General features: G+C 72.7%; 21 protein-coding genes. 12 read left to right on the top strand and 9 right to left on the bottom strand.

Annotated features, from left to right (window positions below):
* Positions 1–211 precede the first annotated feature (211 nt).
* Complete coding sequence (gene mutS, locus ACFQUV_RS14290) at positions 212–2,995, top strand: DNA mismatch repair protein MutS (protein ID WP_129607758.1); 2,784 nt, start codon at positions 212–214, stop codon at positions 2,993–2,995.
* A 210-nt stretch (positions 2,996–3,205) separates the two neighbouring features.
* Here the strand turns inward: mutS and ACFQUV_RS14295 are convergent, their stop codons facing one another.
* The 3 genes from ACFQUV_RS14295 to ACFQUV_RS14305 all read right to left on the bottom strand — a co-directional run bounded on the left by ACFQUV_RS14295 (position 3,206) and on the right by ACFQUV_RS14305 (position 6,980).
* Positions 3,206–3,544, bottom strand: coding sequence for an antibiotic biosynthesis monooxygenase (locus tag ACFQUV_RS14295; protein ID WP_111386309.1), 339 nt, complete (start codon positions 3,542–3,544; stop codon positions 3,206–3,208).
* Positions 3,545–3,703: 159 nt separating this feature from the next.
* Positions 3,704–4,849: an energy transducer TonB gene (locus tag ACFQUV_RS14300; RefSeq protein ID WP_129607757.1), complete on the bottom strand. Its 1,146-nt coding sequence runs from the start codon at positions 4,847–4,849 to the stop codon at positions 3,704–3,706.
* Positions 4,850–4,856: 7 nt separating this feature from the next.
* On the bottom strand, positions 4,857–6,980 hold the full coding sequence (locus ACFQUV_RS14305; RefSeq protein WP_244601452.1) for a TonB-dependent hemoglobin/transferrin/lactoferrin family receptor: 2,124 nt from the start codon (positions 6,978–6,980) through the stop codon (positions 4,857–4,859).
* A gap of 305 nt (positions 6,981–7,285) precedes the next feature.
* Here ACFQUV_RS14305 and ACFQUV_RS14310 point away from each other — a divergent pair, with 305 nt between their 5' ends.
* The 9 genes from ACFQUV_RS14310 to ACFQUV_RS14350 all read left to right on the top strand — a co-directional run bounded on the left by ACFQUV_RS14310 (position 7,286) and on the right by ACFQUV_RS14350 (position 15,816).
* On the top strand, positions 7,286–7,492 hold the full coding sequence (locus tag ACFQUV_RS14310; protein WP_378395094.1) for a hemin uptake protein HemP: 207 nt from the start codon (positions 7,286–7,288) through the stop codon (positions 7,490–7,492).
* A 23-nt stretch (positions 7,493–7,515) separates the two neighbouring features.
* A complete protein-coding gene (locus ACFQUV_RS14315; protein WP_129609051.1) occupies positions 7,516–8,571 on the top strand; it encodes a hemin ABC transporter substrate-binding protein in 1,056 nt (351 codons plus the stop codon).
* Positions 8,568–9,671 (top strand): iron ABC transporter permease, encoded by a 1,104-nt coding sequence (locus ACFQUV_RS14320; protein WP_129609050.1) that lies wholly within the window; start codon positions 8,568–8,570, stop codon positions 9,669–9,671. Before ACFQUV_RS14315 ends, ACFQUV_RS14320 begins: the two co-directional genes overlap by 4 nt.
* Positions 9,668–10,498, top strand: coding sequence for a heme ABC transporter ATP-binding protein (locus ACFQUV_RS14325; protein WP_129609049.1), 831 nt, complete (start codon positions 9,668–9,670; stop codon positions 10,496–10,498). The genes ACFQUV_RS14320 and ACFQUV_RS14325 overlap by 4 nt, the downstream gene beginning before the upstream one ends.
* A gap of 45 nt (positions 10,499–10,543) precedes the next feature.
* Positions 10,544–11,938, top strand: coding sequence for a heme anaerobic degradation radical SAM methyltransferase ChuW/HutW (gene hutW, locus ACFQUV_RS14330; protein ID WP_207211465.1), 1,395 nt, complete (start codon positions 10,544–10,546; stop codon positions 11,936–11,938).
* Entirely contained in the window at positions 11,935–12,471 is a 537-nt protein-coding gene (gene hutX / locus ACFQUV_RS14335) for a heme utilization cystosolic carrier protein HutX (protein ID WP_129609047.1), read from the top strand. The genes hutW and hutX overlap by 4 nt, the downstream gene beginning before the upstream one ends.
* Before the next feature lie 156 nt (positions 12,472–12,627).
* Positions 12,628–14,019 (top strand): ABC transporter permease, encoded by a 1,392-nt coding sequence (locus tag ACFQUV_RS14340; RefSeq protein WP_129609046.1) that lies wholly within the window; start codon positions 12,628–12,630, stop codon positions 14,017–14,019.
* Positions 14,016–14,771 carry an ABC transporter ATP-binding protein gene (locus ACFQUV_RS14345; RefSeq protein ID WP_129609045.1) on the top strand — a complete coding sequence of 252 codons (756 nt, stop codon included), beginning with the start codon at positions 14,016–14,018 and terminating at the stop codon, positions 14,769–14,771. Before ACFQUV_RS14340 ends, ACFQUV_RS14345 begins: the two co-directional genes overlap by 4 nt.
* A complete protein-coding gene (locus tag ACFQUV_RS14350; RefSeq protein ID WP_129609044.1) occupies positions 14,761–15,816 on the top strand; it encodes an HlyD family secretion protein in 1,056 nt (351 codons plus the stop codon). The genes ACFQUV_RS14345 and ACFQUV_RS14350 overlap by 11 nt, the downstream gene beginning before the upstream one ends.
* A gap of 158 nt (positions 15,817–15,974) precedes the next feature.
* Here the strand turns inward: ACFQUV_RS14350 and ACFQUV_RS14355 are convergent, their stop codons facing one another.
* The 4 genes from ACFQUV_RS14355 to ACFQUV_RS14370 form a co-directional block, all read right to left on the bottom strand.
* Positions 15,975–16,883 carry an NAD(P)-dependent oxidoreductase gene (locus ACFQUV_RS14355; RefSeq protein ID WP_165363872.1) on the bottom strand — a complete coding sequence of 303 codons (909 nt, stop codon included), beginning with the start codon at positions 16,881–16,883 and terminating at the stop codon, positions 15,975–15,977.
* 175 nt (positions 16,884–17,058) lie between these two features.
* Positions 17,059–19,740 (bottom strand): EAL domain-containing protein, encoded by a 2,682-nt coding sequence (locus tag ACFQUV_RS14360; RefSeq protein WP_244601575.1) that lies wholly within the window; start codon positions 19,738–19,740, stop codon positions 17,059–17,061.
* Positions 19,741–19,889: 149 nt separating this feature from the next.
* Positions 19,890–20,693: a M15 family metallopeptidase gene (locus tag ACFQUV_RS14365; RefSeq protein WP_129609041.1), complete on the bottom strand. Its 804-nt coding sequence runs from the start codon at positions 20,691–20,693 to the stop codon at positions 19,890–19,892.
* Positions 20,690–21,382 carry a DUF2848 domain-containing protein gene (locus ACFQUV_RS14370; protein ID WP_129609040.1) on the bottom strand — a complete coding sequence of 231 codons (693 nt, stop codon included), beginning with the start codon at positions 21,380–21,382 and terminating at the stop codon, positions 20,690–20,692. Before ACFQUV_RS14370 ends, ACFQUV_RS14365 begins: the two co-directional genes overlap by 4 nt.
* A 271-nt stretch (positions 21,383–21,653) precedes the next feature.
* Here ACFQUV_RS14370 and fmt point away from each other — a divergent pair, with 271 nt between their 5' ends.
* Both fmt and truA read left to right on the top strand, forming a co-directional pair.
* A complete protein-coding gene (gene fmt / locus ACFQUV_RS14375) occupies positions 21,654–22,586 on the top strand; it encodes a methionyl-tRNA formyltransferase (RefSeq protein ID WP_129609039.1) in 933 nt (310 codons plus the stop codon).
* 9 nt (positions 22,587–22,595) lie between these two features.
* Positions 22,596–23,333, top strand: a complete 738-nt coding sequence (gene truA, locus ACFQUV_RS14380) for a tRNA pseudouridine(38-40) synthase TruA (protein WP_129609038.1) — start codon at positions 22,596–22,598, stop codon at positions 23,331–23,333.
* 41 nt (positions 23,334–23,374) lie between these two features.
* Here the strand turns inward: truA and dapE are convergent, their stop codons facing one another.
* Both dapE and ACFQUV_RS14390 read right to left on the bottom strand, forming a co-directional pair.
* A complete protein-coding gene (gene dapE / locus ACFQUV_RS14385; RefSeq protein WP_129609037.1) occupies positions 23,375–24,529 on the bottom strand; it encodes a succinyl-diaminopimelate desuccinylase in 1,155 nt (384 codons plus the stop codon).
* A gap of 28 nt (positions 24,530–24,557) precedes the next feature.
* Positions 24,558–25,010 (bottom strand): DUF805 domain-containing protein, encoded by a 453-nt coding sequence (locus tag ACFQUV_RS14390; protein ID WP_111384607.1) that lies wholly within the window; start codon positions 25,008–25,010, stop codon positions 24,558–24,560.
* Positions 25,011–25,058: the final 48 nt, after the last annotated feature.

The raw sequence follows: 25,058 nt of genomic DNA on the forward strand, positions 1-25,058 counted from the left end.
ACCTCTCCCCGCCGCGCGGGGAGAGGTCGGATGACGCGCCGCAGGCGCGGAATCCGGGTGAGGGGGCGTCTCCGTATCCACGCGGCGCCCCCTCATCCCGACCTTCTCCCCGCAGGCGGGGAGAAGGAGGGCAGGCTCGGGGCCGGCTCTCCACAAGTCGGGCGCACCAGCGGTTAGAAACCCTCGGCCGGTTCTGCTAGCGTCCGCCGCCATGGATGCCGTGCAGAACCCCGCTCCCGACGAATCCCCCGACACGCCCGCGCCGCGGGCCGAGCCGCCACGTCCGGACGCGCCGCGGGCCGAGACGCGCGTCACCCCGATGATGGAGCAGTACATCGAGATCAAGGCCGCCAATCCGGACTGCCTGCTGTTCTACCGGATGGGCGACTTCTACGAGATGTTCTTCGGCGACGCCGAGACGGCGAGCCGGGCGCTCGGCATCGTGCTGACCAAGCGCGGCAAGCACCAGGGCGCAGACATCCCGATGTGCGGCGTGCCGATCGAGCGCGCCGACGAATACCTCCACCGGCTGATCGCGCTCGGCCACCGGGTCGCGGTCTGCGAGCAGCTCGAGGACCCGGCGGAGGCCAAGAAGCGCGGCGGCAAGTCGGTGGTGCGACGCGACGTGGTCCGCCTCGTCACCCCCGGCACGCTGACCGAGGAGACGCTGCTCGATTCCCGCCGCAACAACTTCCTGGCCGCGATCGTGAAGGCGAAGCCGTCGAGCGAGCACGACGACGGCCGCTTCGCCCTCGCCTGCCTCGACATCTCGACCGGCGAGTTCCGCCTGACCGAATGCGACCGCGTGCGGCTGGCGGCCGAGATCGCCCGCGTCGAGCCCGGCGAGGTGATCGTCGCCGACGCGCTCTACGAGGACCCCGACGTCGCGCCGTTCCTGCGCACGCTGCCGGCGGTGACGCCGCTCGGCCGCGACGTGTTCGACGGCGCCACCGCCGAGCGGCGGGTGGCCGCCTATTTCGCGGTGGCGACCGCCGATGCGTTCGGCAGCTTCTCGCGACTGGAGCTGACCGCCGCGGCCGCCTGCGTCACCTATGTGGAGCGCACCCAGCTCGGCCGCCGGCCGCCGCTGTCGCCGCCGACCCGCGAGGCGAGCGGCGCCACCCTGCTGATCGACGCGGCGACGCGCGCCAACCTGGAGCTGATGAAGACGCTCGGCGGCGAGCGCCGCGGCTCGCTGCTCGCCGCCATCGACCGCACCGTCACGGCGGCCGGCTCGCGGCTGCTCGCCCAGCGCATCGCGGCGCCGCTCACCGATCCGGCGGCGATCGCCCGGCGCCTCGACGCCGTCGATGCCTTCGTGGCGGACGGCGTGCTCCGCAGCCTGGTCCGAGACGAGCTCGCGGCGGCCCCCGATCTCGCCCGCGCGCTGGCGCGGCTGGTGCTCGGGCGCGGCGGACCGCGTGATCTCGCAGCGATCCGCGACGGCCTCGCGGCCGCCGTCGACCTCGCGGCCCGGCTCGACACCGCCGCGATGCCGGACGAGATCGCCGCCGCCATCGCCGATCTGCGCGCGCCCGATCCGGCGCTCGGCCGTGAGCTCGCGGCCGCGCTCGCCGACGAGCTGCCGCTGCTCAAGCGCGACGGCGGCTTCGTGCGCGACGGCTACGATGCGACCCTCGACGAGACGCGCGCGCTGCGCGACGAGTCGCGGCGGGTGATCGCCGCCCTCCAGGCCCGCTACGCCGACGACACCGGCATCCGCACCCTCAAGATCCGGCACAACAACGTGCTCGGCTATTTCGTCGAGGTGACGGCGCAGCACGGCGACAAGCTGATGGCGCCGCCCTTCAACGAGACCTTCGTGCATCGACAGACGCTGGCCGGCCAGGTGCGCTTCACCTCGGTCGAGCTGGGGGCGCTCGAAGCCAAGATCGCCAGTGCGGCCGACCGTGCCCTCGGGCTGGAGCTGGACACGTTCGAGCGGCTGTCGGCCGCCGTGGTCGACGCCGCCGACGCCGTCAAGGCGGCCGCCCAGGCGCTCGCCGTGATCGATGTCGCGGCGGCGCTGGCCGAGGTCGCGGTCGCCTGCCGGTTCGTGCGGCCGGAGGTCGACGCGAGCCTCGCATTCCGCATCGAGGGTGGCCGCCACCCGGTGGTCGAGCAGGCGCTGGTCGCCGACGGCTCGCCGTTCGTCGCCAACGACTGCGACCTGTCGCCGGCGCCCCGCCGGGATGGCGAGGGTGGCGCCGGGACGACGGGTTCCGGCCGCATCGCCGTGGTCACCGGCCCCAACATGGCGGGCAAGTCGACCTATCTGCGCCAGAACGCGCTGATCGTGGTGCTCGCCCAGGCCGGCAGCTTCGTGCCGGCGGCGCGCGCCCATGTCGGGGTGGTCGACCGGCTGTTCTCGCGCGTCGGCGCCGCCGACGATCTCGCCCGCGGGCGCTCCACCTTCATGGTCGAGATGGTGGAGACTGCCGCCATCCTGAACCAGGCGGGCGAGCGGTCGCTGGTCATCCTGGACGAGATCGGCCGCGGCACCGCGACCTTCGACGGCCTCTCCATCGCCTGGGCGGCCATCGAGCACCTGCACGACCGCAACCGCTGCCGCGCCCTGTTCGCCACGCACTTTCACGAGCTGACCGCGCTCGCCAAGAAGCTCGCCCGGCTGTTCAACATCACGGTGCGGGTGAAGGAGTGGCACGGTGAGGTGGTGTTCCTGCACGAGGTGGTGCCGGGCGCCGCCGACCGCTCCTACGGCATCCAGGTGGCGAAGCTCGCCGGCCTGCCGCCGGCCGTGATCGAGCGCGCCAAGCATGTGCTCGGCGTGCTGGAGGCGGAGGACCGCACCTCGCCGGCCCGGAAGCTCGTCGACGACCTGCCGCTGTTCGCGGCGCGCCCGATCCCGCCGCCGCCCGCCGACCCGCACGCCGAGGCGGTGATGCAGGCGCTCGCCGGTCTCGATCCCGACGCGCTGTCGCCGCGCGAGGCGCTGGAGGCGCTCTACGCACTCAAGCAGAAGGCGCGGGAGTAGGCGACGCGGGAATAGGCGCGCTCTTCCCCTCTCCCCGCTGACGGGGAGAGGTCGGACTTTGCGCCGCAGGCGCGAAGTCCGGGTGATGGGTGTCACAACTCGATCCGAAACGCCCCCTCACCCGGCTCGCTTGGCGCTTTGCGCCGCTCGCCACCCTCTCCCCGCCAGCGGGGAGAGGGACGCAATCCTGCGCCATATGGCACGTGAAGGCTACGCCGCGTCGGCTTCGCGCGGCCGCACCGTCTGCTTCACCTCGAAGCCCTCGAACTTCGGGTGCTCCAGGTACAGCGGACCCGTGTTGGCGTTGTCGGCGCGCGCATGCGCCTTGCGGAACTCGTCCGACCTCGTCCACGCCTCGAACGCGGCCTTGCTCTCCCACACGGTGTGCGACGCATAGAGCGTGTGGTCCTCGGCCTCCGGCCCCTTGAGCAGATGGAATTCGACGAAGCCGGGCATGCGGTCCAGATAGGTCTCGCGGGACGTCCATACCTGCTCGAACGCCGCCTCGCTGCCCGTCTTCACGCGGAAGCGGTTCATGGCGATGTACATCGGGGGTCTCTCCTGTCTGCTCGTGGGGCCGGACCGGGTTCGACAGTCCGGGAAATGCTGGAGCGGAAGCCGATCCACCTGGATCGTGTTCCGCTCCAAAAGTCCTTTCATGATCGCATTTTCGACGGCGAACCGGCGTCCACTTCGCCGGAAAATGCTCTAGCGCAGATGGAAGCCGACCGGCACCGTGAAGCTCATGGCGCGGCCGTCGGGCGGGGCGGGAAACGGCGAGGCGCGGCGCACCATGGCGACGCTCTCCTGGTCGAGACTGGCGACGCCGGAGGTGCGGCCGAGCCGCACCGCGGTGACCCGGCCGCCGCCGTCGATCGTGAAGGTGACGGTGGTGCTGCCCTGAAGGCCGGCCGCCCGGGCATCGGACGGGAACTGCTTGTGGCGGGCGAGATGCGCCGCGACGAGGCCGCGATAGTTCGTATGCCGATCGGAGCGACCGATGCCGACGCCACTCGCGGCACTCGACGCCACGCTGGCGGTGCGGCCGGAGGGCCGTGCGTCGCGGGCGGTGTCGCCGGTCCGCGGCGCGGACACCGGCTTGCGCGACGCCGCCGCGGGCTTGCGCGGCGCGGCCTTCGGCGGCTCCACCGTGCGTGTCTCGGCCTTCGGCGGGATCGGCTCCGGCCGGGCGGCCACGCGCTCGGGCGCCTCGGGCTCGATCGGCGGAGCGGACGCGGTGGTCTCGGCAGGCGCCGGGGCCGGCTCGGGAACGGCCGGCTCGGCGACCGCGGGCTCCTCCATCCGCTCGAAGACCGTCTCGTCGGGCGGCGGTGGCGGCGCGGGCGTCTCGGGCTTGGCGGTCTCCCGCTCCGTCGGCTCCGGCGCCAGCTCGCCGCTCGCGGCGGCGCTCACCGTCTCGGACACGCCCGGCACCGGCGCGAGCCCGGCCGCCGTGTCGGCGCCGAGCACCAGCTCGACCGACACCACCGCGACCCCGATGCTGGCGGCGGGCGCCGGCACCCGGGCGAAAGCGGCCAGCGCCGCCGCGTGCAGCAGCACCGACGCCACAGCCACGGCGGCCGACCGGCGCCCCGCTCCGGGGTGGCGGAGCGGGGTCGCACGGTCATCGACGCACAACGCTGCGAGCGGCGGCGCCGCAGAGACACCTACCGCATGGTTCCGCCCCGCCCGGACAGGGGCGAGCGACACCACATTGCCGCGGTGACGCGCCTCCTCGACGAACGGCCGCAGCACCACCGCCGGAGCGCGCCCCTCGGCGACGGCGTCGACGGCCCGGCGTGGCACCACCGTCAGCGTGGCGCGATCGACCCGGCGGTGATGCTGGCCCGACATCGCGCCCTCAGGCTCCGAAGCGGATCTTGACCGAGCCCTTGAACGTGATGCCGGGCGCCGGCGAAGACCACACGGTGTCGGGCTGTCCGGCGGTCGGATAAGGGCGGTAGAACTGGTTCAACAGATTGTCGATCCCGAGCCCCATCAGCACGTCTGGGGTCGGCTGGTAGCCGACATAGACGTTGACGAGATTGTAGGAGTCGGCCGGCGTATACGCGGCGGGAAGATCGTCGTTCGAAGCCACCGCGGCCCACCGCACCATCGCGGTGATCTTTCGGTCGAGAAAGCGCGCGCCGACGGTGGTGACGATCCGGTTCGGCTGGACACGAACCAGGCCGACGCCGGTCTCGACATTCCGGCCGCGCTGGATCTGCCCGGCGAGACCGACGAACCAGGCGCCGGCGTCGTACATGGCCTCGAGCTCGGCACCCTCGATGCGCGCCTGCGCGATGTTCTGGTATTGGGTGAACTTGTAGTACGTGACTCCCCGGAACGTCACGGTCGGCCCGAACAGGGCCTGGTCGATGTAGTCCTCGACATCGTTGCGGAAGACGTTGACCTTGCCGCGGAAGATCGCGCCCGGCATGAGCACGTTGTCGTATTTCAGATTGATGCCGGCCTCCTTGGTCTTGCCGGTCTCCGGTCGCAGTCCGGGATTGGGGAGGAAGCAGAACAGCGCCGGGCTGCCGTCCGAGCAGGTGAAGAACGGCGGACCGACCGCGACATGCGGCCCGGCCACCACCGTCTCGGTGAGTGCCGGCGCCCGATAGCCTTCTGCGTAGGTGACATAGGGTGTGAGCCCGGCGATCGGTGTGATACCGATCGTGACCTTCGGAGACAGCCGGTCGCCCGATGCCGTCGTCCCTCCGCCGTCGAGCGCGTAAGCGTCGTAGCGGGCCGCGGCGATCACCTCGAGCCAGGTCGAGTAGGTGCTTTTGAGCTGCGCGAAGGCGCCGCTCACGGTGCGCTCGCCGCCCGGCGTGGTGATGTTGGAGTTGCCCGTGGCGTCGTAGGTCTCCACCTTGTCGGTGAAGGAGTCGCCGCCGACCGTGAGCGCATGGGCGAAGCCGAGCGCACCGAAGCGGCTCGTGTTGTTGGCGTCGAACCCGATCGTGTCGAGCACGTAGTTTCGCTCGCCGCCCACACAGCCGCTGATCGCGTTCCCCGGACGGCCTCCGCAGAATGCGCTCGGTGCCGCCGACGTATGGACCGTCTTCACCTGCTGCGAGTCGGTCCGGTTCCAATAGACGTTCGCATCCCAGTCGACGAGCTGGTTGTCGGGCCGGTTGTAGCGCCAGCGCGCCGCGGTCGTGATGTTGGTCAGGTCGGTCGCATAGGTGGAGGTTCCGGTGACGCCGGAGCGGCTCGGCTGACCGATGGCGTAGTCGAAGTTCTGGAACAGGCCCGAGAGCTTCACCTCGTGCCCATCGGCCGGTCGCGCCGTGACCTTGGCGATCGCGCTGCCGGCCCGGCTCCCCGAGTTGACCACTTCGGCACCGTTGCCGTCCTGGTAGTCGCCCTGGCTCTTGAAGCTGCCGCCGGCGAACACGTCGACATCGGGCGAGGCTCGGTAACCGCCGAAGAACGAGGCGAGTCCGCTCGGCCCGTTGTGGGCGGCCTGGGTGTGGGCCTCGGCGCCCCACCGCTCGCCCGGCCGCACCACATCCTGGAAATCCTTGGTGCGGATCGCGACGACACCGCCGATCGCGCCGGAGCCGTAGATGTTGGCGGTCGGCCCGCGCACCACGTCGATGCCGCCGATCAGCTCGGGATCGAGAAAGAAGGCGCCGTCGGCGCCGTGGCCGCTGCGCTGATAGTTCTGGCGAGCGCCGTCCACCACCACGGCGACGCGGCCGAAGTCCTGGAGCCCGCGGATGTTGATCGAGGTCGACGGCTCGTCGCCGCGCTCCTGCACGGTGACGCCCGACACCGCGATCAGCAGATCCGACAGCCGCTTCGGCAGGATCTGGTCGATCTGCTCGCGGCGCACCGTCGACACCGGCGCCAGCGCGTCGATTGCCTTCTCCTCCTGCTTGGTCGCCACCACCGTGATCGGATCGAGCGTGTCGACCGCCTGCGCCCGCGCGACCGCCGTCGCCACGGCCGTGACGGCGATCACCGAAATTCCCATGAGGAGCGCGTCGGCGCTCCGCCCTCGTTCCCGTCCCGCCATGTCGGCCCCCGTCGTCGTCGCTGGGTGATGTCGCGGGCTGGCGGGCGCGCCGCGTCGGCACGCGGCGGCTGGCTGGCGGTGGCGCGACGCCGCGGTCGAAGCCGGGCGTCGCGCGCTTGCCTTTGCTACTCGACTGTATTACGGGACGTCAACATAGATAAACGGAGTTTAGAACGTCTCAAATCATAGAATAATCAAGTCTAGAATCATCCCAAACTTCGAACATCTCAAAGAACAACGGCCGCGCCGCCGAGAGACCGCCGATGCCCCTGCCCCCGCCCGAGCCCGCCCGTCCCGCCGTCTCGCCCGCCGACGGCGACCCCACCCCGGCCCGCCACGTCGCCGTGACGGGCAATCGCATCGCGAGCCGCGACCTGTTCGTCGCCACCCGCGAGATCGTCATCCAGCACGGCGCCGACGCCTACCGGCTGCGGCTGACCGCGCAGAACAAGCTGATCCTGACCAAGTGACCCGCACGGATTCGGAGGTCCGCATGAGACGCGCAACACGACACCGCGGCGGCACCGCGCAGCTTCCTGCTGCGCTCCTCGCCGGCGCCCTCGTGATCACGTCGCTGGCGGCCGCGACACCACTGCGGGCCGAGCCCGACGCCGGGCGGGCCGAGCCCGTCACGGTCACCGACGCCGACGGACGCCGCGTCACCATCACGGACACGCGCCGCATCGTCGCGATCGGCGGCGCCATCACCGAGATCCTCTACGCGCTCGGCGCCGAGCACCGCATCGTCGCGGTCGACAGCACCAGCGTGCATCCGCCGCAGGCGCTCGCCGACAAGCCGAGCGTCGGCTACATGCGCCAGCTCTCGCCGGAAGGCGTTCTGGCGATGGCGCCGTCGCTGGTGCTGGCCTCGGAGGGCGCCGGCCCGCCCGCGGCGGTCGCCGTGCTCAAGGCCGCGCAGGTGCCCTTCGTGCAGGTGGCCGACCGCTACACCATCGCGGGCGTGATCGAGAAGGTGCGGCTCGTCGCCGACACCATCGGCGAGCCCGCCCGCGGGGCCTGCCTGATCGATGCGCTGCGGGCCGACGTCGCGGCGCTGGAGCGCGAGCGGGTGCGGCTCGCGCGGCCGCTGCGCGTCCTCTTCGTGCTGTCCTTCGTGGGCGGGCGCGCCATGGTGGCGGGCCGCGACACCGCCGCCGACGGCATCGTCCGCCTGGCCGGCGCCGAGAACGCGATGCCGGACCTCGTCGGCTACAAGCCGGTCGGCGACGAGGCGATCATCGCGGCACAGCCCGACGTGGTGCTGATGATGAACCGGCCCGGCGAGACCGCCACCGCCGCGGTGCTCGATCGCCCAGCCTTCGTCGGCACGCCGGCCGGCCGCGCCCGGGCGCTGATCGTGATGGACGGCCAGTACCTGCTCGGCTTCGGGCCGCGCACGGCGCGCGCTGCCCGCGATCTGGCGGCGCGGCTCGCTGCCCTCGCCGGCGGGACGCCGGCCGCGGCGGCCACGACGGCCGCAACGGTCACGACGGGCGCCGGCACGCGCGCCGTCAGCCACGACGCCACCGTGGCGGATTGCCGGCGATGAGCGACGACGCCATCCCGGCCGCGATGATGCCTCCCGCGGCACCACCGCCCGGCCTGCGGGCCCTGCGGCGCGGGCTGGTGCTGTCCGGTCTCGCGGTGCTGCTGATCGCGGCGGCGATCGGCGCGGCGGCGACCGGCGCCGCCGGTATCCCGCCCGGCCGTCTCGCCGCCGCCCTCGGGCTCGTCGGCGGCCCCGCCGCCGAGATCGCCCGCGACCAGCTCGTGCTGTTCTCGATCCGCCTGCCGCGGATCGTGCTCGCGGTCGCGGTCGGTGCGCTGCTCACCACCGCAGGCACCATCATGCAGGGCCTGTTCCGCAATCCGCTCGCCGATCCCGGCCTCGTCGGCGTCTCGGCCGGCGCCGGGCTCGCGGCAGCCGCCACCATCGTGCTCGGCGACACGCTGCTGGCCGGCACCCGGCTGGGCGGCGTCATCGGCCCCGAGCTGCTGCCGCTGGCGGCCTTTCTCGGTGCTCTCGCGGTCACCGCCCTGCTCTATCGCATCGCCACCCGCGAGGGCCGCACCTCGATCGCCACGCTCCTCCTCGCCGGCCTGGCTCTCGGCGCGCTCGCCGGCGCCGGCACCGGGCTCCTGGTCTTCCTCGCCGACGACCGCCAGCTCCGCGACATCACCTTCTGGACGCTCGGCTCGCTCGCCGGCGCGACCTGGCCGAAGGTCGCCGCCATCGCGCCGTTCCTCGTCGCCACCCTGGTGGCGCTGCCGGTGATCGCCCGCGGCCTCGATCTCCTGGTGCTCGGCGAGGCGGAGGCGTTCCACATGGGCGTGCCGGTCGAGCGGCTGAAGCGCTTCGCCATCGTGCTGGTGGCGGCCGCCGCCGGCGCCGCGGTGGCGGCCGCGGGCGTGATCGGCTTCGTCGGCATCGTGGTGCCGCACCTGCTGCGGCTGGTGATCGGCCCCGGCCACCGCGCGCTGCTGCCGGCCGCGGTGCTGCTCGGCGGGCTGGTGCTGCTCGCCGCCGACACCCTCGCCCGCACGCTGGCGGCGCCGGCCGAGCTGCCGGTCGGCATCGTCACGGCGATCCTCGGGGCGCCGTTCTTCCTCGTGCTGCTGCTGCGCCAGCGCGCCGTGGTGGGCCTATGACGGCGATCGTGCTCCGCGACGTCACCGTGCGGGCCGGCCGCGCCACCCTGCTCGACGCCGTCGACCTCACGGTCGCGCCCGGCGAGATCATCGCCGTGGTCGGCCCCAACGGAGCCGGCAAGTCGACCCTGATGCGGGTGCTGTCGGGCGAGCTCTCCCGCGGCCGCGGCCGCGTGCTCCTCAAGGGCGAGGACATCGCCGCGTGCTCGCCCTCGCGGCTCGCCACGCTGCGGGCGGTGCTGTCGCAGAGCGTCGCGGTCGCCTTCCCGTTCACGGTCGAGGAGATCGTCCGCATGGGCGCCGGCGTCAGCCGCGGCGCCGCCATCGATACCCTGGTCGACGCCATGCTGGCCGAGGTCGATCTCGCGGCGCTGCGCCACCGCACCATCACGACGCTGTCGGGCGGCGAGCAGCACCGGGCGCATCTCGCCCGCGTGCTGGTGCAGCTCGCCCGCGGCGAGGCGGCCGCCGGCCCCGGCGTGCTGCTGCTCGACGAGCCGACCGCCGCCCTCGATCTCCGCCATCAGATCGACGTGGTCGCCGCCGTGCGCGCCCGCGCCGCGGCCGGCACCGCCGTCGTGGCGGTGCTGCACGATCTCAATCTCGCGGCCGCGGTCGCCGACCGCGTCGTCGCGCTCCACCGCGGCCGCATCGCCGCCGATGGCGCGCCGCGCACGGTGATCACGCCCGATCTGCTGGCCCGCGTGTTCGGGGTCGATCTGCGGAGCTGCGGGCTGCCGGCCGGGGTGCCCTGCGTGCTGCCCCACATGATCACGCCGCGGGGGCGCAGCGCCCCGCCCGTGGCGGAGCCACGCGAGCGGCGCTGAAGGGCACGGGATGACGTCATGCACGGAACGACAAGCCGAGAGGTCATGGCCGCAACGGGGCATCCGCACGGCGCCACACAGCGCGATCATCCGGTCGCGCCGACAAAGCCGATCGAGGCGTTCCTGGTGCCGGCGGGGCGCGACGCGCTGACCGCGGCATTCTCGGGCCGCAGCTTCGCGCCGCCCTGGCGCGGCAGCACCGCGGTCGATCCGGCCGCGGCCGAGGCGCTGATCGAGACCGCCTTCGCGACACCGCGCGACACCCCGGCGGTCGTCTACATCCATGTGCCCTACTGCCAGAACCACTGCCTGTTCTGCGGCTTCTTCCAGAACGTCTGGCGCCCGCAGGTGGCCGACGCCTTCGTGGACGACGTCGTCGCCGAGATCGCGGCACGCGCCGCGACGCCGCTCGTCGCCTCGGCCCCGATCGCCGCCGTGTATATCGGCGGCGGCACCCCGACGGCGCTGCCGGCGGACGCGCTCGCCCGGCTCATCGGTGCGCTGCGCCGCCACCTGCCGCTCGCCCCCGACTGCGAGATCACGTTGGAGGGCCGCACCTACGACTTCGGTCTCGACAAGGCCGAGGCGGCGATCGCGGCCGGCGCCAACCGCATCTCGCTCGGCGTGCAGAGCTTCGACACCGCGCTTCGCCGCCGCCTCGGCCGCAAGTGCTCGGGCGAGGAGGTCTCGGCGTTTCTCGCCGCGCTGATCGGACTCGGCCGGGCGCGCGTCGTCTGCGATCTGATCTACGGCTTGCCCGGCCAGACGGCCGAGGTCTGGGCGCGTGACATCGAGACCGTGGCGGCGACCGGCATCGACGGGGTCACCCTCTACGCCCTCAACGTCTGGCGCGGCGGCCCGATGGCGCAGGCGATCGACACCGGCAAGCTGCCGCCCGCCGGCTCGCTCGCCGCACAGGCGCGCGCCTATGCGGACAGCGTGGCACGGCTGACCCGCCACGGCTGGCGGCAGGTCGCCCAGTCGCATCTCGTCCGCTCGGGGCGCGAGCGCAACGTCTACAACGGAGGCGTCAAGCGTGGCCTGCCCTGCCTGCCGTTCGGTCCGGGCGCCGGCGGCCAGGCGCACGGCCTGCGCTGGCGCAACGTCATCGAGATCGCGCGCCGCCGCGCCATGCAGGCGGAGGGCCGCGCCGCGATCGAGGGCGTGTCGCGCACGCCGCCGCGCTTCGCCGCCCAGGCGGCCGTGACGGCGGGCCTCGAAGCCGGCGCACTCGATCTCGCCGCCGTCGAGGCGCTCGCCCCCGGCTTCCGCGCCGCCGCCGCGCCGCTGATCGAGAACTGGCACGCAGCCGGTCTCGTCACCGTGGCGGGCAGCCGCCTCGCCACCACCACGGCCGGCGCCTTCTGGATCACCAATCTCACCGGCGGCCTCTATGCGGCGCTCGACCGCACCGCCCCCACGCAGGAGTCCCCCGCATGACCGACCTCACTATCAATGCCACCGCACGCGATACCGCCGACGACCGCACCGCGCTGGCGGCGCGCCTCGCCGAGAATCCGGACGGCGTCATCGAGGCGCTCGCCCGCCAGCATGGCGTCACCACGCTCGACGCCACCCGCCTGCTGCCGCCGGACGCCGCCGCGTTCGCGCCGGCCGACGCCTTCGCCGACGTGATGGCCGACCTGACGGGCTGGGGTCCGGTGCTGGTTATCGTCCACACGCCGAGCATCGTGCTCGAATGCGAGGGGCCGGTGCCGCCCGGCAGCTTCGGGCGCGGCTTCTTCAACCTACACGGCGACAGCCCGATCGGCGGCCACATCCGGGCCGACCGCTGCGTGGCGATCGCCTTCGTGCGGCGGCCCTTCATGGGGCGCGAGAGCTGCTCGGTGCAATTCTTCGATCGCGACGGCGAGGCGATGTTCAAGGTGTTCGTGCGCCGGCTGCCCGATCGCAGCCTCGATCCCGCTCAGGTCGCACGCTTCGACGCGCTGAAGGCCATATTCGCCGCCTGACGGTGCGGCATCCGGAAGCGGTAGGGGGATGGCACCGAACGTCGCCTGCTGCATTGTCCAGGGACATGCGGCCCGCCCCGATGGCGGGCGGAGAGGTAGGGCTTCCGCCGCGACCTCTCCGGGTCGATCATCGGGCGCCGATCCCAGGAACCCGGAATGCACCAGCACCGGCTCGAAACCGATCAGCGCAGAGACGGCCGGCACGACGACGACCGGACACGGCGCCTCGTCGCGTCGGTGCGACGCGCGGTCGCCGCGACGGCGGCCGCGACTGACCGTGCGTGGGACGCCTTCGTGCCGGTCGCCAGCGCCGCCGCCCGCACCGGATGGCGCGCCGCACGCCGCACCGGAGAAGCCATCGCGGCGGCGAGCCGTGCAGCCGCGGAGCGTCTGAGCACCGCCCGCAAGGCGGGGCCGCCGCTCGTCCTCGTGCTCGCCTCCCGCAACCTGTTCCACGACCGCGTGCGCCTCGTCACCACGGTGATCGGCATCGTCTTCTCGGTCATCCTGGTGACCGTGCAGATCGGCCTGTTCCTCGGCTTCGAGCGGATGGTGACGACGATGGTCGACCATGCCGAGGCCGACCTGTGGATCGTGCCGCGCGGCACCCGCAACTTCGAGGACCCGTCGCTGCTCGACGAGCGCCAGCGCTTCCGCGCGCTGTCGGTCGGCGGCGTCGCCGCGGTGGCGCCGCTGGTGCTCGGCTTCGCCGAGTGGCGGCGGCCGGACGGCGGCTCGACCCCGGTGTTCGTGGTCGGCTCCGATCCGCGCGGCGGCGGGCTCGCGCCGTGGAACGTCGTCGCCGGACGCGCCGACGATCTCGCCGCCCCCTTCGCGGTGGCGGTCGACCGCTCCTATGCGGACCGGCTGGGCGTGCGCGGCGTCGGCGACGCCGGCGAGATCCGCGACCAAAAGGCCCGCATCGTCGCGGTGACGGCGGGCATCCGCTCGTTCACCACGACGCCCTACGTGTTCGCCGGCTTCGACCGCGCCCGCGCCTATCTGGGCACACCGACCGATCGCGCCACCTACTTCCTGGTCCGACTGGCGCCCGGCGCCGATATCGACCGCGTCCGCGCGCAAATCGCCGAGAACCTCGCCGACGCCGAGGTGCTGACCGGAGCGGCGTTCCGCGAGCGCAGCCGCTCGTTCTGGCTGTTCGGCACCGGCGCCGGCGCGGCGCTGTTCGGCGGCGCCCTGCTCGGCATCGTGGTCGGCACCGTGATCGTCGCGCAGACGCTCTACTCCAGCACCAAGGACCACATCGCCGAGTTCGCGACCCTGCGCGCCATCGGCTCGTCGACCCGCTACATCGTCGAGGTGATCCTGTGGCAGGCGCTGCTCAGCGCGCTCGTCGGCTTCGCACTGGCGACGGCGGCCGGCCTCGCCGTGGTGGCGGCGACCACCGACTCGGCCCTGCCGGTGGTGATGACGCCGACACTGGTGCTCGGCCTGCTGGTCATGACCATCGCGATGTGCGCGGTCTCGGCCGTCGCAGCGATCCGCGAGGTGGTGCGCATCGATCCCGCCACGGTGCTGGCCCGATGACGGCGCCGGTGGTCGAGGGCCTGGCGATCGAGAAGACGCTGGGCGAGGGCGCCGGCCGCGTCGCGGCGCTGCGCGGCGTCTCGCTGACGCTGACGGGCGGCGCGCTGACGCTGCTGATGGGGCCGTCCGGCAGCGGCAAGACGACCCTCCTGTCGATCCTCGGCGGCATGCTGACGCCGACTCGCGGCACCGTGCGGCTGCGCGGCGAGACCACCACGGGCGCCGGCCCGGAGGCGCTGGCGGCACTGCGCCGTCGACACGTCGGCTTCGTGTTCCAGTCCTACCACCTGTTCCCGACCCTGACGGCGCTGGAGAACGTGCAGCTCGTCCTCGACGTGCGCGGGGAGCGCAGCCCGGAGGTCCGCGAGCGGGCCGCCGCGGCACTGGCGACCGTCGGGCTCACCCACAAGCGGGCGGCGTTCCCGCGCGAGCTGTCGGGCGGCGAGCAGCAGCGCGTCGCCATCGCGCGGGCCGTGGTCGGCCGTCCCGCCGTGATCCTCGCCGATGAGCCGACCGCGTCGCTCGACGGCGACAACGGCCAGGCCATCATGACGGTGCTGGCCGAGATCGCCCGCGACCCCGAGCGCGCCGTGCTGGTGGTCACCCACGATCCGCGCACCCTGCCGTTCGCCGACCGGGTGGTGCGCATCGAGGACGGCCGCATCGTCGCCGAGGAGCCCGGCCCACGCCGCGCGGCGTCCGGTCCACCCACCGTCCCGATCGATTCCGAGGTCCGTCCGCATGCGTCGTGATCCGCTCCCCCGTCCGGCCGCCCTGCTGCCGGCGGTCGCCATGCTCCTCGTTTTCGCCGCGCCGCTGCCGGCCACGGCCCAGCGCGCCGACGAGGCCGCCGACCGCAACGGCCGCAAGTCCTGGGCCGCCGTCGCGCTCGGCCGCGTCGAGCCGCGCTCGCGCGAGCTGCGGCTCGGCGCCGCCACGGCCGGCCGCATCGTCGAGGTGCTGGTGCGGCCGAACGACACCGTGACGGCAGGCGAGATCCTGGTGCGGATCGAGGACACCGAGGCCCGCGCCCGGGTGACGATGGCCGAGGCCCAGGCCGGGGCCCGCGAGCGGGCCCGTGACGACCAGTCGGCGCCGCGCGGCTCCGGCGAGCGGCGCCGCGCCGAGGACGCGCTGGTCGAGGCCGAGCAGGCGGCGCTGGCCGCGCGCGATGCGTTCGACGCCGCGACCATCGAGCGGCGGCGTGGCGGCGACGGCGACGAGGCCGCGATCGCGCGCGCCCGCCAGGCGCTGGTCCAGGCGAGCGAGCGGCTACGCCGGGCGGAGGCCGAGCTGGCGCGGCTGCGCGCCACCGGCGACACGCCGCTGCCCAATCGCACCGAGGCCGAGTGGATCGCCGCCCGCGCCGAGCTGGCGCTCGCCGAGGCGGGACTGGAGAAGACCCGGCTGCGCGCTCCCATCGACGGCACCGTCTTGCAGGTCGCGGCCCGGCGCGGCGAGCTGGCGGCGCCGTCGGCCGAGGCGCCGCTGGTGGTGCTCGGTGATCTCTCCGGCCTGCGGGTGCGGGCCGAGCTGGACGAGCGCGACATCGCGCAGGTCCGGGTCGGCCAGGCCGTGGTGGTGCGGGCGAACGCCTTCCAGGGGCGCGACTTCGCCGGCACGGTGGCGTCGATCGCCCAGACGGTCGGCCCCGGCGGCATGGCGGCGCGCGGCCCGCGGCGCCAGGCCGACATCGACGTGCTGGAGGTGGTGGTCGACCTCGCCGATCCGGGGCCGCTCAAGGTCGGCATGCAGGTCGACGTCTATTTCCGCCAGGAGAACGCCGCGCCGAAGTGATACGAGATCCGGCTGATCCATTTGGCGGTCATTCCGGAAGCCGCGAAGCTGCCGCGGGATGACGTGTTTCGCTGGGTTCCGGGTTCGCGGGCTGATCGCCCGCGCCCCGGAACGACGGCGAACTGATCACCCGGAAAAATATGAGCGCCACCGCCCGCTCAGCCGCCGCCGGGCGGCCGGTGCAGGCGGCGGATCTGCTCGACGATGGCGCTGTTGTCCCAGTCGCCCTCGCCGGCCGCGATGCAGCCGGCCATCGCCTCCGCATAGGCGGCCGCGAAGGGCAGCGCCTGGCCGTGCGCCCGGGCAGTCGCGAGAATGAGGGCAAAGTCCTTGGCCGACTGCGAGACCTTGCCGGCGGTGGCGTAATCGCGCGTGATCATCTTGCGGCCCTTGACGTCCATGGCGGCCGAATAGGCCGCCGAGTGACGCGCCGCCTCGAAGAAGGCGTCGGCGGGCAGTCCCAGCCGCTCCGCATAGACCAGCCCCTCGGCGAGCGCCGCGCGGTTGAGCCCGAGGATCAGGTTGGTGGCGAGCTTGGCCTTGGCGCCGTTGCCGACCGGACCGAGAAAGAATGCCTTGTCGCTCACCGCCCGCAGCAGATCGTCGGCCCGCTCCATCACGGCGCGGTCGCCACCGACCAGGCACACCGCCTCGCCGCGCGCCACCTGATCACTCGCCCCCGACAGCGGCGTTTCGAGGAAGTCGAGGCCGCGCGCCGCGGCGCGCGCCGCCAGCGCCACCATGCGGTCGGGATCGCAGGTCGCGAAGTTGAGAACGAGCCGTGTCGCCCGTGCCCCGTCGCCGACCGCGAGGAGACCGGCCGGTCCCTCGATCACGTCCTCCACCTGGGCGCTGTCGAACACCGCGATCAGCACCCGCGGGCAGGTGCGGGCGATCGTCGCGATGTCGTCGGCCGGCGTGCCGCCGAGTCCGGCGAGACGTGCTCGCGCCTCGGCCGCGATATCGGTGCCGGTGACCGCGAAGCCGGCCGCGATCAGGCGGCGGGCGAGCGCCGTCCCGATCAGGCCGAGGCCGATCAGGCCGACCCGCGAGGGCATGTCCTGCATGGCGGAATTCCTCGGCATGATGCCGGCGCGGGCGAGCGGAGCGCGCGTGCGCCGCCGGCGGCGCCGCGCCGTTCCGGCTTAGAGCATTTTCGGCCGCGTGGAAATGTCACGTCGTGCGCCTGGTGGCGCGAATCGACTGGACGCCGGGCGCCGGCTTCGCAGTCCGAAACCGAGATCAGCTGCGGTTGCGCTCGCCGATCTCGCGGCGGGAGAAGTCGAGCCGCCCGGCCGGCTCCGGCCGGCTGAACAGATAACCCTGCGCCTGGCTGCACCCCGCCGCCTGGACGAGGCGGAACTGCTCCCAAGTCTCGACGCCCTCGGCGGTGGTCGCCATGTCGAGCGCGTGGGCGAGCCCGGTGACCGCGCTGACGATGGTGGCGCAGTCGGTGCGACGCGCCATCTCGCCGACGAAGCCGCGATCGATCTTGATCTTGGAGAACGGAAACAGGCGCAGATAGTTCAGCGACGAGTAGCCGACGCCGAAATCGTCGAGCACGATGTTGATGCCGAGCGCACTCAGCTCGTGCAGCCGGTCGATGATCTCGCTGTGCTTCTGGAGCAGCACCGACTCGGTGATCTCCAGCTCCAGCCGCTCGGGCGGCAGCCCGACCGCCGCGAGCGTGCCGCGGACCATCGCCACCAGCCCCGGACTGCGGAACTGCACCGGCGACATGTTCACGGCGATCTTGACGTGCGCCGGCCAGCCCGTCGCCTCGGCGCAGGCCCGGCGCAGAATCCACTCGCCGATCGGGACGATGAGGCCGGTGTTCTCGGCGATCGGCACGAAGCGGTCGGGCGACAAATTGCCGAACACCGGGTGCCGCCAGCGCACCAGCGCCTCGACACCGCAGGGCAGGCGCGTGGCGACGTCGACGATCACCTGATAGTGGACGTCGAGCTCGTCGGATGCGAGCGCGCTGCGTAGATCGATCTCGAGGACGTGCTGCATGCGCGCCTCGGCATCCATCTCGATCTCGAAGAACCGCCAGCAGTGCCGGCCCGACGCCTTCGCCCGGTACAGCGCCAGATCGGCATTCTTGAGCAGCGCCGAGCTGTTGCCGCCGTCGTCGGGCGCAATCGCCACGCCGATGCTGATGCCGATGCCGACATGGCTGCCCTCGACGTCGTAGGGGGCGCCGATCTCGCGCAACGCCATATCGGCGAGCGCCGACGCGGCGGCGCGCAGATCGCCGCTCCCCGGCATCAGCACCGCGAACTCGTCGCCACCCAGGCGGCCGATGGTGCACGATGCCGGCACGCAGCGGCGCAGCCGGTCGGCCACCGCGCGCAGCAATGCGTCACCCACCGGATGCCCGAGCGAATCGTTGACCGCCTTGAACAGATCGAGATCGAACACGAACAGTGCGAAGCCGCCGCCCGCGACGTCCATGCGGGCGAACGCCTCGTCCAGACGCTCGCTGAACAGAAGACGATTGGCGAGATCGGTGAGCGCGTCGTGGCGCGCCATGTGGGCGATGCGCCAGACCGCGCGTTGGCGCTCGGTGACGTCCTCGTGGGTCGCCACCCAGCCGCCGTCGGGCATCGGCTGGTTGAGCACGGCGACGATGCGGCCGTCGGGCAGCTCGGTCTGCACGTAGAGCCGATTGCCGTGCAGGAGCTGGTCGCGCAGCCTGCCCCGATAGTCGTCCGGATCGCCCATGAAGGTCCCGGTCGCGGTGCGCCGTTGCAGCAGGTCGCTCAGCGACATGCCGTGACGCACGTCGGCGCCCGCCAGGCCATACATTTTCAGATAGCGCTCGTTGCACAGGACCAGCCGTTCGTCGCGATCGAACATGCACAGGCCCTGGGACATGTTGTTCAAGGCCGCGTCGAGCCGGGTGTTGGCGTGCTTCAGCTCGTGCGAGGTGGCCGCCAGCGAGGCTTCCGAGCGCGACAGTCGACGGAACTGGAGGATGAGGGCGCGCAGCAGCAGCACGGCCGCCAGCACGGCCAGCAGGGTGGCGAAGGCGATCAGCGCGGCACGGCGCTCCCATGGCCCCAGGATGACGTCTTCGTCCATCCCGATATTCACCACCAGCGGCAGGTTCGGCACCGCGCGAACGGCGATCCAGCGCCGGTTCGGGTCGAAGATGCCGGAGCCGCGAAAGGCGCCGCCGCCCTGTGCCACCACGCGATACCAGGGCGACGTCGGCGGCAGCCGGTCGCCGGCGCGCCGCTTCGGGTCCGGGTAGCGCACCAGCACGGTGCCGTCCTGCCGCAGCATCACGAAGGTGCGGCCGTCGAGCTCGGCGATCGGCCGCCACACCCGCTCGACCTGCGGGAGATCGAAGGCGGCGGCGACGACACCGAGGAACTCGCCGCGGCGGTCGACGATTCGCTTGGCGAAGATCAGCGTCGTCTCGCCGGTGAGCCGGCTCTCCACCGGAGCGCTCACATAGAGACCCGTCGTGGCGTTCGATACGAGATGCCGGAAGTAGTCGCGATCGGCCAGGTTGAGCGCGAAGGGCGGCCACGCCCGGCTGGTGTTGACGAGATCGCCGCGACTGTCGGTGATGGTGAGCGCGACGCCCGGCGGAATCCAGGCGATGCGGTCGCTGAGGAGGCGGAACATCGCCTCGCTGCCGAACCACTCCCGAAATTCCTCGGGGCGCTGCATCGGCAGCGCGGCGGCGCGCTCGCGGATCTCGTCGAGCACGTCGACCAGCGGCTCCAGGGAGCGGGCGACCTGGTCGCCGACCAGGACCGCGATGTTCTCGGAATCGCGGACCGCGACCCGGATCGCGTCCGACCGCAACCCCCATACCGTCAGGCCGATCGCCACGATGCCGAGGCCGACCAGCACGGCCGCGACAGCGATCAAGGCATGGAACGGCTGGACCAGCCGCCGATCTGTCATCACGGGTCCCACTCCACCGCTCGGGCCATTGTGCCGACGGTGGGTGGATGAATCGATTCAACTCCAGGTTTTTTTCGGCCTGCTGTTACTCGGCCGTTAATCTCCGCCGCCGCAACGCGCCGGCCTCCGGACTCACCCGGATCGATCCGTCACCTCACCGGAAAATCCCACGCCTTCTGGGGTGGGGTCGGGCCGCTGTAGTCGAAGTGCCACCATTCGAGGGAATAGTTGCGGAATCCCTCGGCCGCGAGGGCGCGCACCAGGCGGTCGCGGTTCCGCCGCGCTTCCGGCGACACCCGCGCCGCGGTGGCGGCGAGCGGAGCGGCGCAGTCGTAGGCGGTGCCGAGATCGAGGCTCGACTCCCGCGCCCGGGTGGCGACGGGGCCGTCGCATGGGCCGGCGTCGGCGGGGGTCGGCAAGTCGGGATCGGCCGCCCGCACCAGCCCGACATCGACCGCGGTGCCGACCGAGTGGCGCGACCGCTTGGCGATGTAGCCGAGCGCGAACTGCTGCTGCTTGGGGATGGCCGGCGAGAAGATGCGGGCCATGCGGTCGGGCTCCGGGCTCTGCGCCCAGACGATGAAGGACTGCACGGCGCGCACCGGCCGGTAGCAGTCGTAGACCTTGAGGTGGAAGCCCTCGGCGGCGAGGCGGGCCTGGGCGCGCGCCAACGCATCGGCGACCGGGCGCAACAGGATGCACTCCGCCGCCAGATAGCCGGGCACCGGGCGGCCGGTGAAGTTGAACGGGCCGGCATAGCGGATGTCCTGGCGGATCGACGGATCGCGCTCGCGCAGGCGCACGAAGCCATCGGGCAGCGCGGCCGACGCGACGGCGGGCTGCGCGACGGCGGGGCCGGGCGGGACCGCCATCGTCAGCAGCGCCATCGTCAGGACCGCCGCCGTGGCGAGAACCCGCGCGACACCGCGGAACGTGACCCGGCGACGGCTCACGGGGCCACCGGCAGGGCGACGACGTCGTAGGCATGGGCGATCCGCCGCTCGCGCTGCGGGTCGTACAGCTCGAATGCGAACCGTCCCGACGACCGGATGCCGCCGATCGCCGCGAAGGTGCCGCAGAACAGCGCCGTCCCCTCCGGCAGGTCGTCGCGTCCGGCATAGCCCGCGATCAGGGTGACGGCCGGCAGGATCGCGGCCGCGGTGCCCTCCTGGTAGAGGCGCGTCTCGCCATTCTCGGCGATCCACGAGCGCAGCACGAGCTGGTCCCAGTGGTCGGCCACGTCGTCGAAGGCCCAGAGGTCCGGGGCCAGCGGCTTGTCGCACATCTGCTTGGAGACGTGGACGTCGCAGCGCTCGACCCGGCGGTCGGTGTGGTCGGAGCCGACCCCCACCCACAGGCCGCGGCCGTCGCGCACCAGCACGATCTCGACCTCGCCGCTCGATTCCGGGCCGACCACCTCGATGCAGTCGGAGGTGGTGAGTCGATGCGCCGACACGCGATAGAACTGCGGCGTCGTGCGCGGCCGCGGAATGCCGAGCGCCTCCATCTCGGCGACGCGGCGGTCGCGCCCGCTCATGTCCCGGCTGGTCCACAGGGCCACCGCGACGGCCTTGAGGACGATCGGCCGGCTCTCGATGGCGCTGCCGCTGAGGGTCCGGAAGGTCAGGGTTTCGGCGGGCATGGCGCGGTCGTCCTGGTCCTGGCCGGGACGGCGCCCGGGCGGACTTGCAGCCCCGGGAGGCCGCCGGCGCCCGCCGGACCGCGCCCGCGCCTGTCGGGTTCGATCCTCTCGCCGGACCTTAGCCGGATCGCCGAAGCGGCGACAACTCCGGGCCGTCCCGGGTCGACGCGGATTCGCTCGAACGCGCGCGACACGCCGAACAGCCGGTTACCCGGCGGCCCGAAAATGCTCTACGGTCCGCCGTCGCCGTGTTGGCGATTCGGTCACCGTCATGCCGCTTCGTCTCGTCTTCATGGGCACGCCGGACTTCGCCGTGCCGACCTTCCTCGAAATCGTCGGACGCGGCCACGAGGTCGTGGCCGTCTACACGCGCGCGCCGAAGCCGGCCGGGCGCGGCATGGCGCTCCAGGAGAGCCCGATCGAGCGCGAGGCGCGCCGGTTCGGGCTGCCGGTGCTCACCCCGAAGACGTTGCGCAGCGAGGAGGCCCAGGCGGCCTTCCGGGCCCATGGGGCGGACGCCGCCGTGGTGGTGGCCTACGGGCTGATCCTGCCCAAGCCGGTGCTCGACGCGCCGCGGCTCGGCTGCTTCAACCTGCACGCCTCGGCGCTGCCGCGCTGGCGCGGCGCCGCGCCGATCAACCGGGCCGTGATGGCGGGCGATGCCGAGACCGCCGTGATGGTGATGCGGATGGAGGAAGGGCTCGACACCGGCCCGGTCGCCATGGCGGAGCGGCTCGCCATCGGCCCCGACATGACGGCCGGCGACCTTCACGACGCCCTCGCCCGGCTCGGCGCCGACCTGATGGCGCGGGCGCTGGCGGCGCTGGAACGCGACGCCCTGGTGCTCACCCCGCAGGCCGATGAGGGTGTCACCTACGCGGCCAAGATCGACAAGGCCGAGACCCGGATCGACTGGACGCGGCCGTGCAAGGCGGTCCACGACCACGCTCGCGGCCTGTCGCCGTTCCCGGGCGCCTGGTTCGAGCTGCCGGAAGCCAAGGGTCCGGCGCGCATCAAGGTCCTGCGCACCACCCGCGGCGAGGGCTCCGGCCCGCCCGGCACCGTGCTGGATCATCGCCTCACGGTGGCCTGCGGCGACGGGGCGTTGCGCATCCTCCAGCTCCAGCGCGCCGGCCGCCAGCCGATGACCGCCGACGAGTTCCTGCGCGGCACCCCGGTCGAGCCCGGCACCGTCCTGCCCTGAGAGATCCTCATGCCGCGTTACAAGCTCTCCATCGAGTACGACGGCGCCGGCTTCTGCGGCTGGCAGGTGCAGCAGAACGGCGTGTCGGTGCAGGGCGTGCTGGAGACGGCGATCGCCGCCTTCGCGGGCGAGGCCGTCACGGTCAAGGGGGCCGGCCGCACCGACGCCGGCGTGCACGCCGTCGGCCAGGTCGCCCATGTGGATCTGTCGCGCGAGATCGACACCGACACCATCCGCGACGCTGCCAACGCGCATCTGCGCCCGCACCGGGTGGCGGTGCTCGCCGCCGAGCCGGTCGCCGACGACTTCGACGCCCGCTTCTCGGCCAAGCGCCGGCACTACATGTACCGAATCGTCAACCGCCGTGCCCCGCTGGCGCTCGACGAAGGCCGCGCCTTCCGGGTCGCCCGCCCGCTCGACGTGCCGGCCATGCACGCCGCCGCCCAGCGCCTCGTCGGCAAGCACGACTTCACCACCTTCCGGGCCGCCGAGTGCCAGGCCGCCTCGCCCGACAAGACGCTCGACGTGCTCGACGTCGACCGCTCCGGCGACGACGTGATGGTCACCGCGGTGGCGCGCTCGTTCCTGCACCATCAGGTGCGCTCGATGGTCGGCTCGCTGGTACTGGTCGGCGACGGCCGGTGGACCGCCGACGACCTCGCGGCGGCGCTGGCGGCGCGCGATCGCTCGGCCTGCGGCCCGGTGGCGCCGCCCGACGGGCTCTATCTGGTCGCGGTGGAGTACTGAGGCGGCCCGGCGGTGGCGCGGCGCTCGCCGGAGGCGCGTCGTCAGCCGAAATACCGCGCGAAGATCTCGCGATAGATGGCGGTCAGCGCCGCGAGGTCGGCGACCGGCACCCGCTCGTCGACGCCGTGCATGCTGGCTTGCACCAGCCCGAACTCGACCACCGGGCAATAGTCCTTGATGAACCGCGCGTCCGAGGTGCCGCCGGAGGTGGACAAGACCGGCGTGCGGCCGGTGACCATCACGATGGCATCGCGCACCGTATCGACGAAAGCACCCGGCGCGGTGACGAACGCATCGGCGTTGGACGGCTCCCAGTCGATGCGCCAGCGGGCGCCCTGCGCGGCCGCGGCGGCGCGTGCCTCCACCAGCGCCTTCAACGACGCGAAGGTGTGCCGATCGTTGAAGCGGATGTTGAAGCGCGCCCGCGCCTCGGCCGGGATGACGTTGACGGTGGGATTGCCGACGTCGATGGAGGTGATCTCCAGGTTCGACGGATCAAAATGCGCGGTGCCGTGATCGAGCGGCTCGCCCATGAGCGCCGCCGCGAGCCGCACGATGTGGCGGACCGGATTGTCGGCGCGCTGCGGATAGGCGACGTGGCCGGCGGTGCCGCTCACCACCAGGGTGCCGTTGAGCGAGCCGCGGCGGCCGATCTTGATCATGTCGCCGAGCGCGTCCGGATTGGTCGGCTCGCCGAGAAGGCAGTGGTCGAACCGTTCGCCGCGCGCCGCCGCCCAGCGCAGCAGCTTGACGGTGCCGTTGACCGCCACCCCCTCCTCGTCGCCGGTGAGCAGAAACGACAGCGTGCCCTTGGGCCGCCCGCCGCTGGCGGCGAGATGGTCGAGCGCCGCCGCCATGGCGCAAGCGACCGCTCCCTTCATGTCGACGGCACCGCGGCCGTAGAGCACGCCGTCGGCAATCTCGCCCGCGAAGGGCGGATGCGTCCACCGCGCCGCGTCGCCGGCCGGCACAACGTCGGTATGGCCGGCGAAGACGAGATGCGGCCCGCCCTCGCCGATCCGCGCGAACAGATTTTCGACGTCGGCGAAGCCGGGCTCCGAGAAGGTCACCCGCTCGACCGTGAAGCCGGCGGCGCCCAGCACCCGGGCCACCAGATCGAGCGCGCCGCCCTCGGCCGGCGTCACCGACGGGCAGCGCAGGAGATCGCGGGCGAGGACGGCGGGATCGGCCGGCATAACGGTCAGGTCCTGGAACGGCGGCCGCTCAGTCCTGGCGGTCGATGCGGTAGATGGTCGGCCCCTGCGGGTCGGGGCCGTAGCGGTTGGGGCCGCGGGTGCCGCGGCGGAAGCCGAGATCGACCAGCAACGCCACGGCGAACACCAGCCACGGCACCGTCAGCATCATCAGGAGCGGGCTCGGCTGCTCGGGCGTGCCGGCGGCATCGATGACGAAGACGAAGTCGACGAGGACGCTGAGGCCGAAGAACACGCCCGGCACCGCGGTGGGCATGCCGCGATCATGGCCGCGCTTGGCCATGATGGCGAACTCCGGATAGCTGAAGGCGAGGCTGACGATGGAGGTGGCACGGTCGTCGGCGACCAGCCCCACCACGGCATGGCAGAACAGCTCGGCGACGGCCACCGCCAGGAAGGCGGTCCAGAAGGTCCGCCGGTCGATCCGGCCGTCGAACTCGAACAGGACGTCACGCCAGGTCATGTCCGTCCTCCGATCGGGCTCCGGCGCGAACGAGGCGCTCGCACCGGC

The organism is Rhodoplanes sp. P11 (assembly GCF_964266735.1).
Classification (GTDB): Bacteria; Pseudomonadota; Alphaproteobacteria; order Rhizobiales; family Xanthobacteraceae; genus Rhodoplanes; species Rhodoplanes serenus.

Bases quoted from the DNA above. Each gene is read 5' to 3' on its own strand.
- ACFQUV_RS14350 (WP_129609044.1), top strand. From the start codon at position 14,761: ATGCGTCGTGATCCGCTCCCCCGTCCGGCCGCCCTGCTGCCGGCGGTC.
- dapE (WP_129609037.1), bottom strand. From the start codon at position 24,529: ATGCCGGCCGATCCCGCCGTCCTCGCCCGCGATCTCCTGCGCTGCCCG.
- ACFQUV_RS14300 (WP_129607757.1), bottom strand. From the start codon at position 4,849: ATGTCGGGCCAGCATCACCGCCGGGTCGATCGCGCCACGCTGACGGTG.
- ACFQUV_RS14310 (WP_378395094.1), top strand. From the start codon at position 7,286: ATGCCCCTGCCCCCGCCCGAGCCCGCCCGTCCCGCCGTCTCGCCCGCC.
- ACFQUV_RS14320 (WP_129609050.1), top strand. From the start codon at position 8,568: ATGAGCGACGACGCCATCCCGGCCGCGATGATGCCTCCCGCGGCACCA.
- ACFQUV_RS14340 (WP_129609046.1), top strand. From the start codon at position 12,628: ATGCACCAGCACCGGCTCGAAACCGATCAGCGCAGAGACGGCCGGCAC.
- ACFQUV_RS14360 (WP_244601575.1), bottom strand. From the start codon at position 19,740: ATGACAGATCGGCGGCTGGTCCAGCCGTTCCATGCCTTGATCGCTGTC.
- mutS (WP_129607758.1), top strand. From the start codon at position 212: ATGGATGCCGTGCAGAACCCCGCTCCCGACGAATCCCCCGACACGCCC.
- ACFQUV_RS14370 (WP_129609040.1), bottom strand. From the start codon at position 21,382: ATGCCCGCCGAAACCCTGACCTTCCGGACCCTCAGCGGCAGCGCCATC.
- ACFQUV_RS14315 (WP_129609051.1), top strand. From the start codon at position 7,516: ATGAGACGCGCAACACGACACCGCGGCGGCACCGCGCAGCTTCCTGCT.
- ACFQUV_RS14355 (WP_165363872.1), bottom strand. From the start codon at position 16,883: ATGCAGGACATGCCCTCGCGGGTCGGCCTGATCGGCCTCGGCCTGATC.
- ACFQUV_RS14325 (WP_129609049.1), top strand. From the start codon at position 9,668: ATGACGGCGATCGTGCTCCGCGACGTCACCGTGCGGGCCGGCCGCGCC.
- ACFQUV_RS14390 (WP_111384607.1), bottom strand. From the start codon at position 25,010: ATGACCTGGCGTGACGTCCTGTTCGAGTTCGACGGCCGGATCGACCGG.
- fmt (WP_129609039.1), top strand. From the start codon at position 21,654: ATGCCGCTTCGTCTCGTCTTCATGGGCACGCCGGACTTCGCCGTGCCG.
- hutW (WP_207211465.1), top strand. From the start codon at position 10,544: ATGGCCGCAACGGGGCATCCGCACGGCGCCACACAGCGCGATCATCCG.
- truA (WP_129609038.1), top strand. From the start codon at position 22,596: ATGCCGCGTTACAAGCTCTCCATCGAGTACGACGGCGCCGGCTTCTGC.
- hutX (WP_129609047.1), top strand. From the start codon at position 11,935: ATGACCGACCTCACTATCAATGCCACCGCACGCGATACCGCCGACGAC.
- ACFQUV_RS14345 (WP_129609045.1), top strand. From the start codon at position 14,016: ATGACGGCGCCGGTGGTCGAGGGCCTGGCGATCGAGAAGACGCTGGGC.
- ACFQUV_RS14295 (WP_111386309.1), bottom strand. From the start codon at position 3,544: ATGTACATCGCCATGAACCGCTTCCGCGTGAAGACGGGCAGCGAGGCG.
- ACFQUV_RS14305 (WP_244601452.1), bottom strand. From the start codon at position 6,980: ATGGGAATTTCGGTGATCGCCGTCACGGCCGTGGCGACGGCGGTCGCG.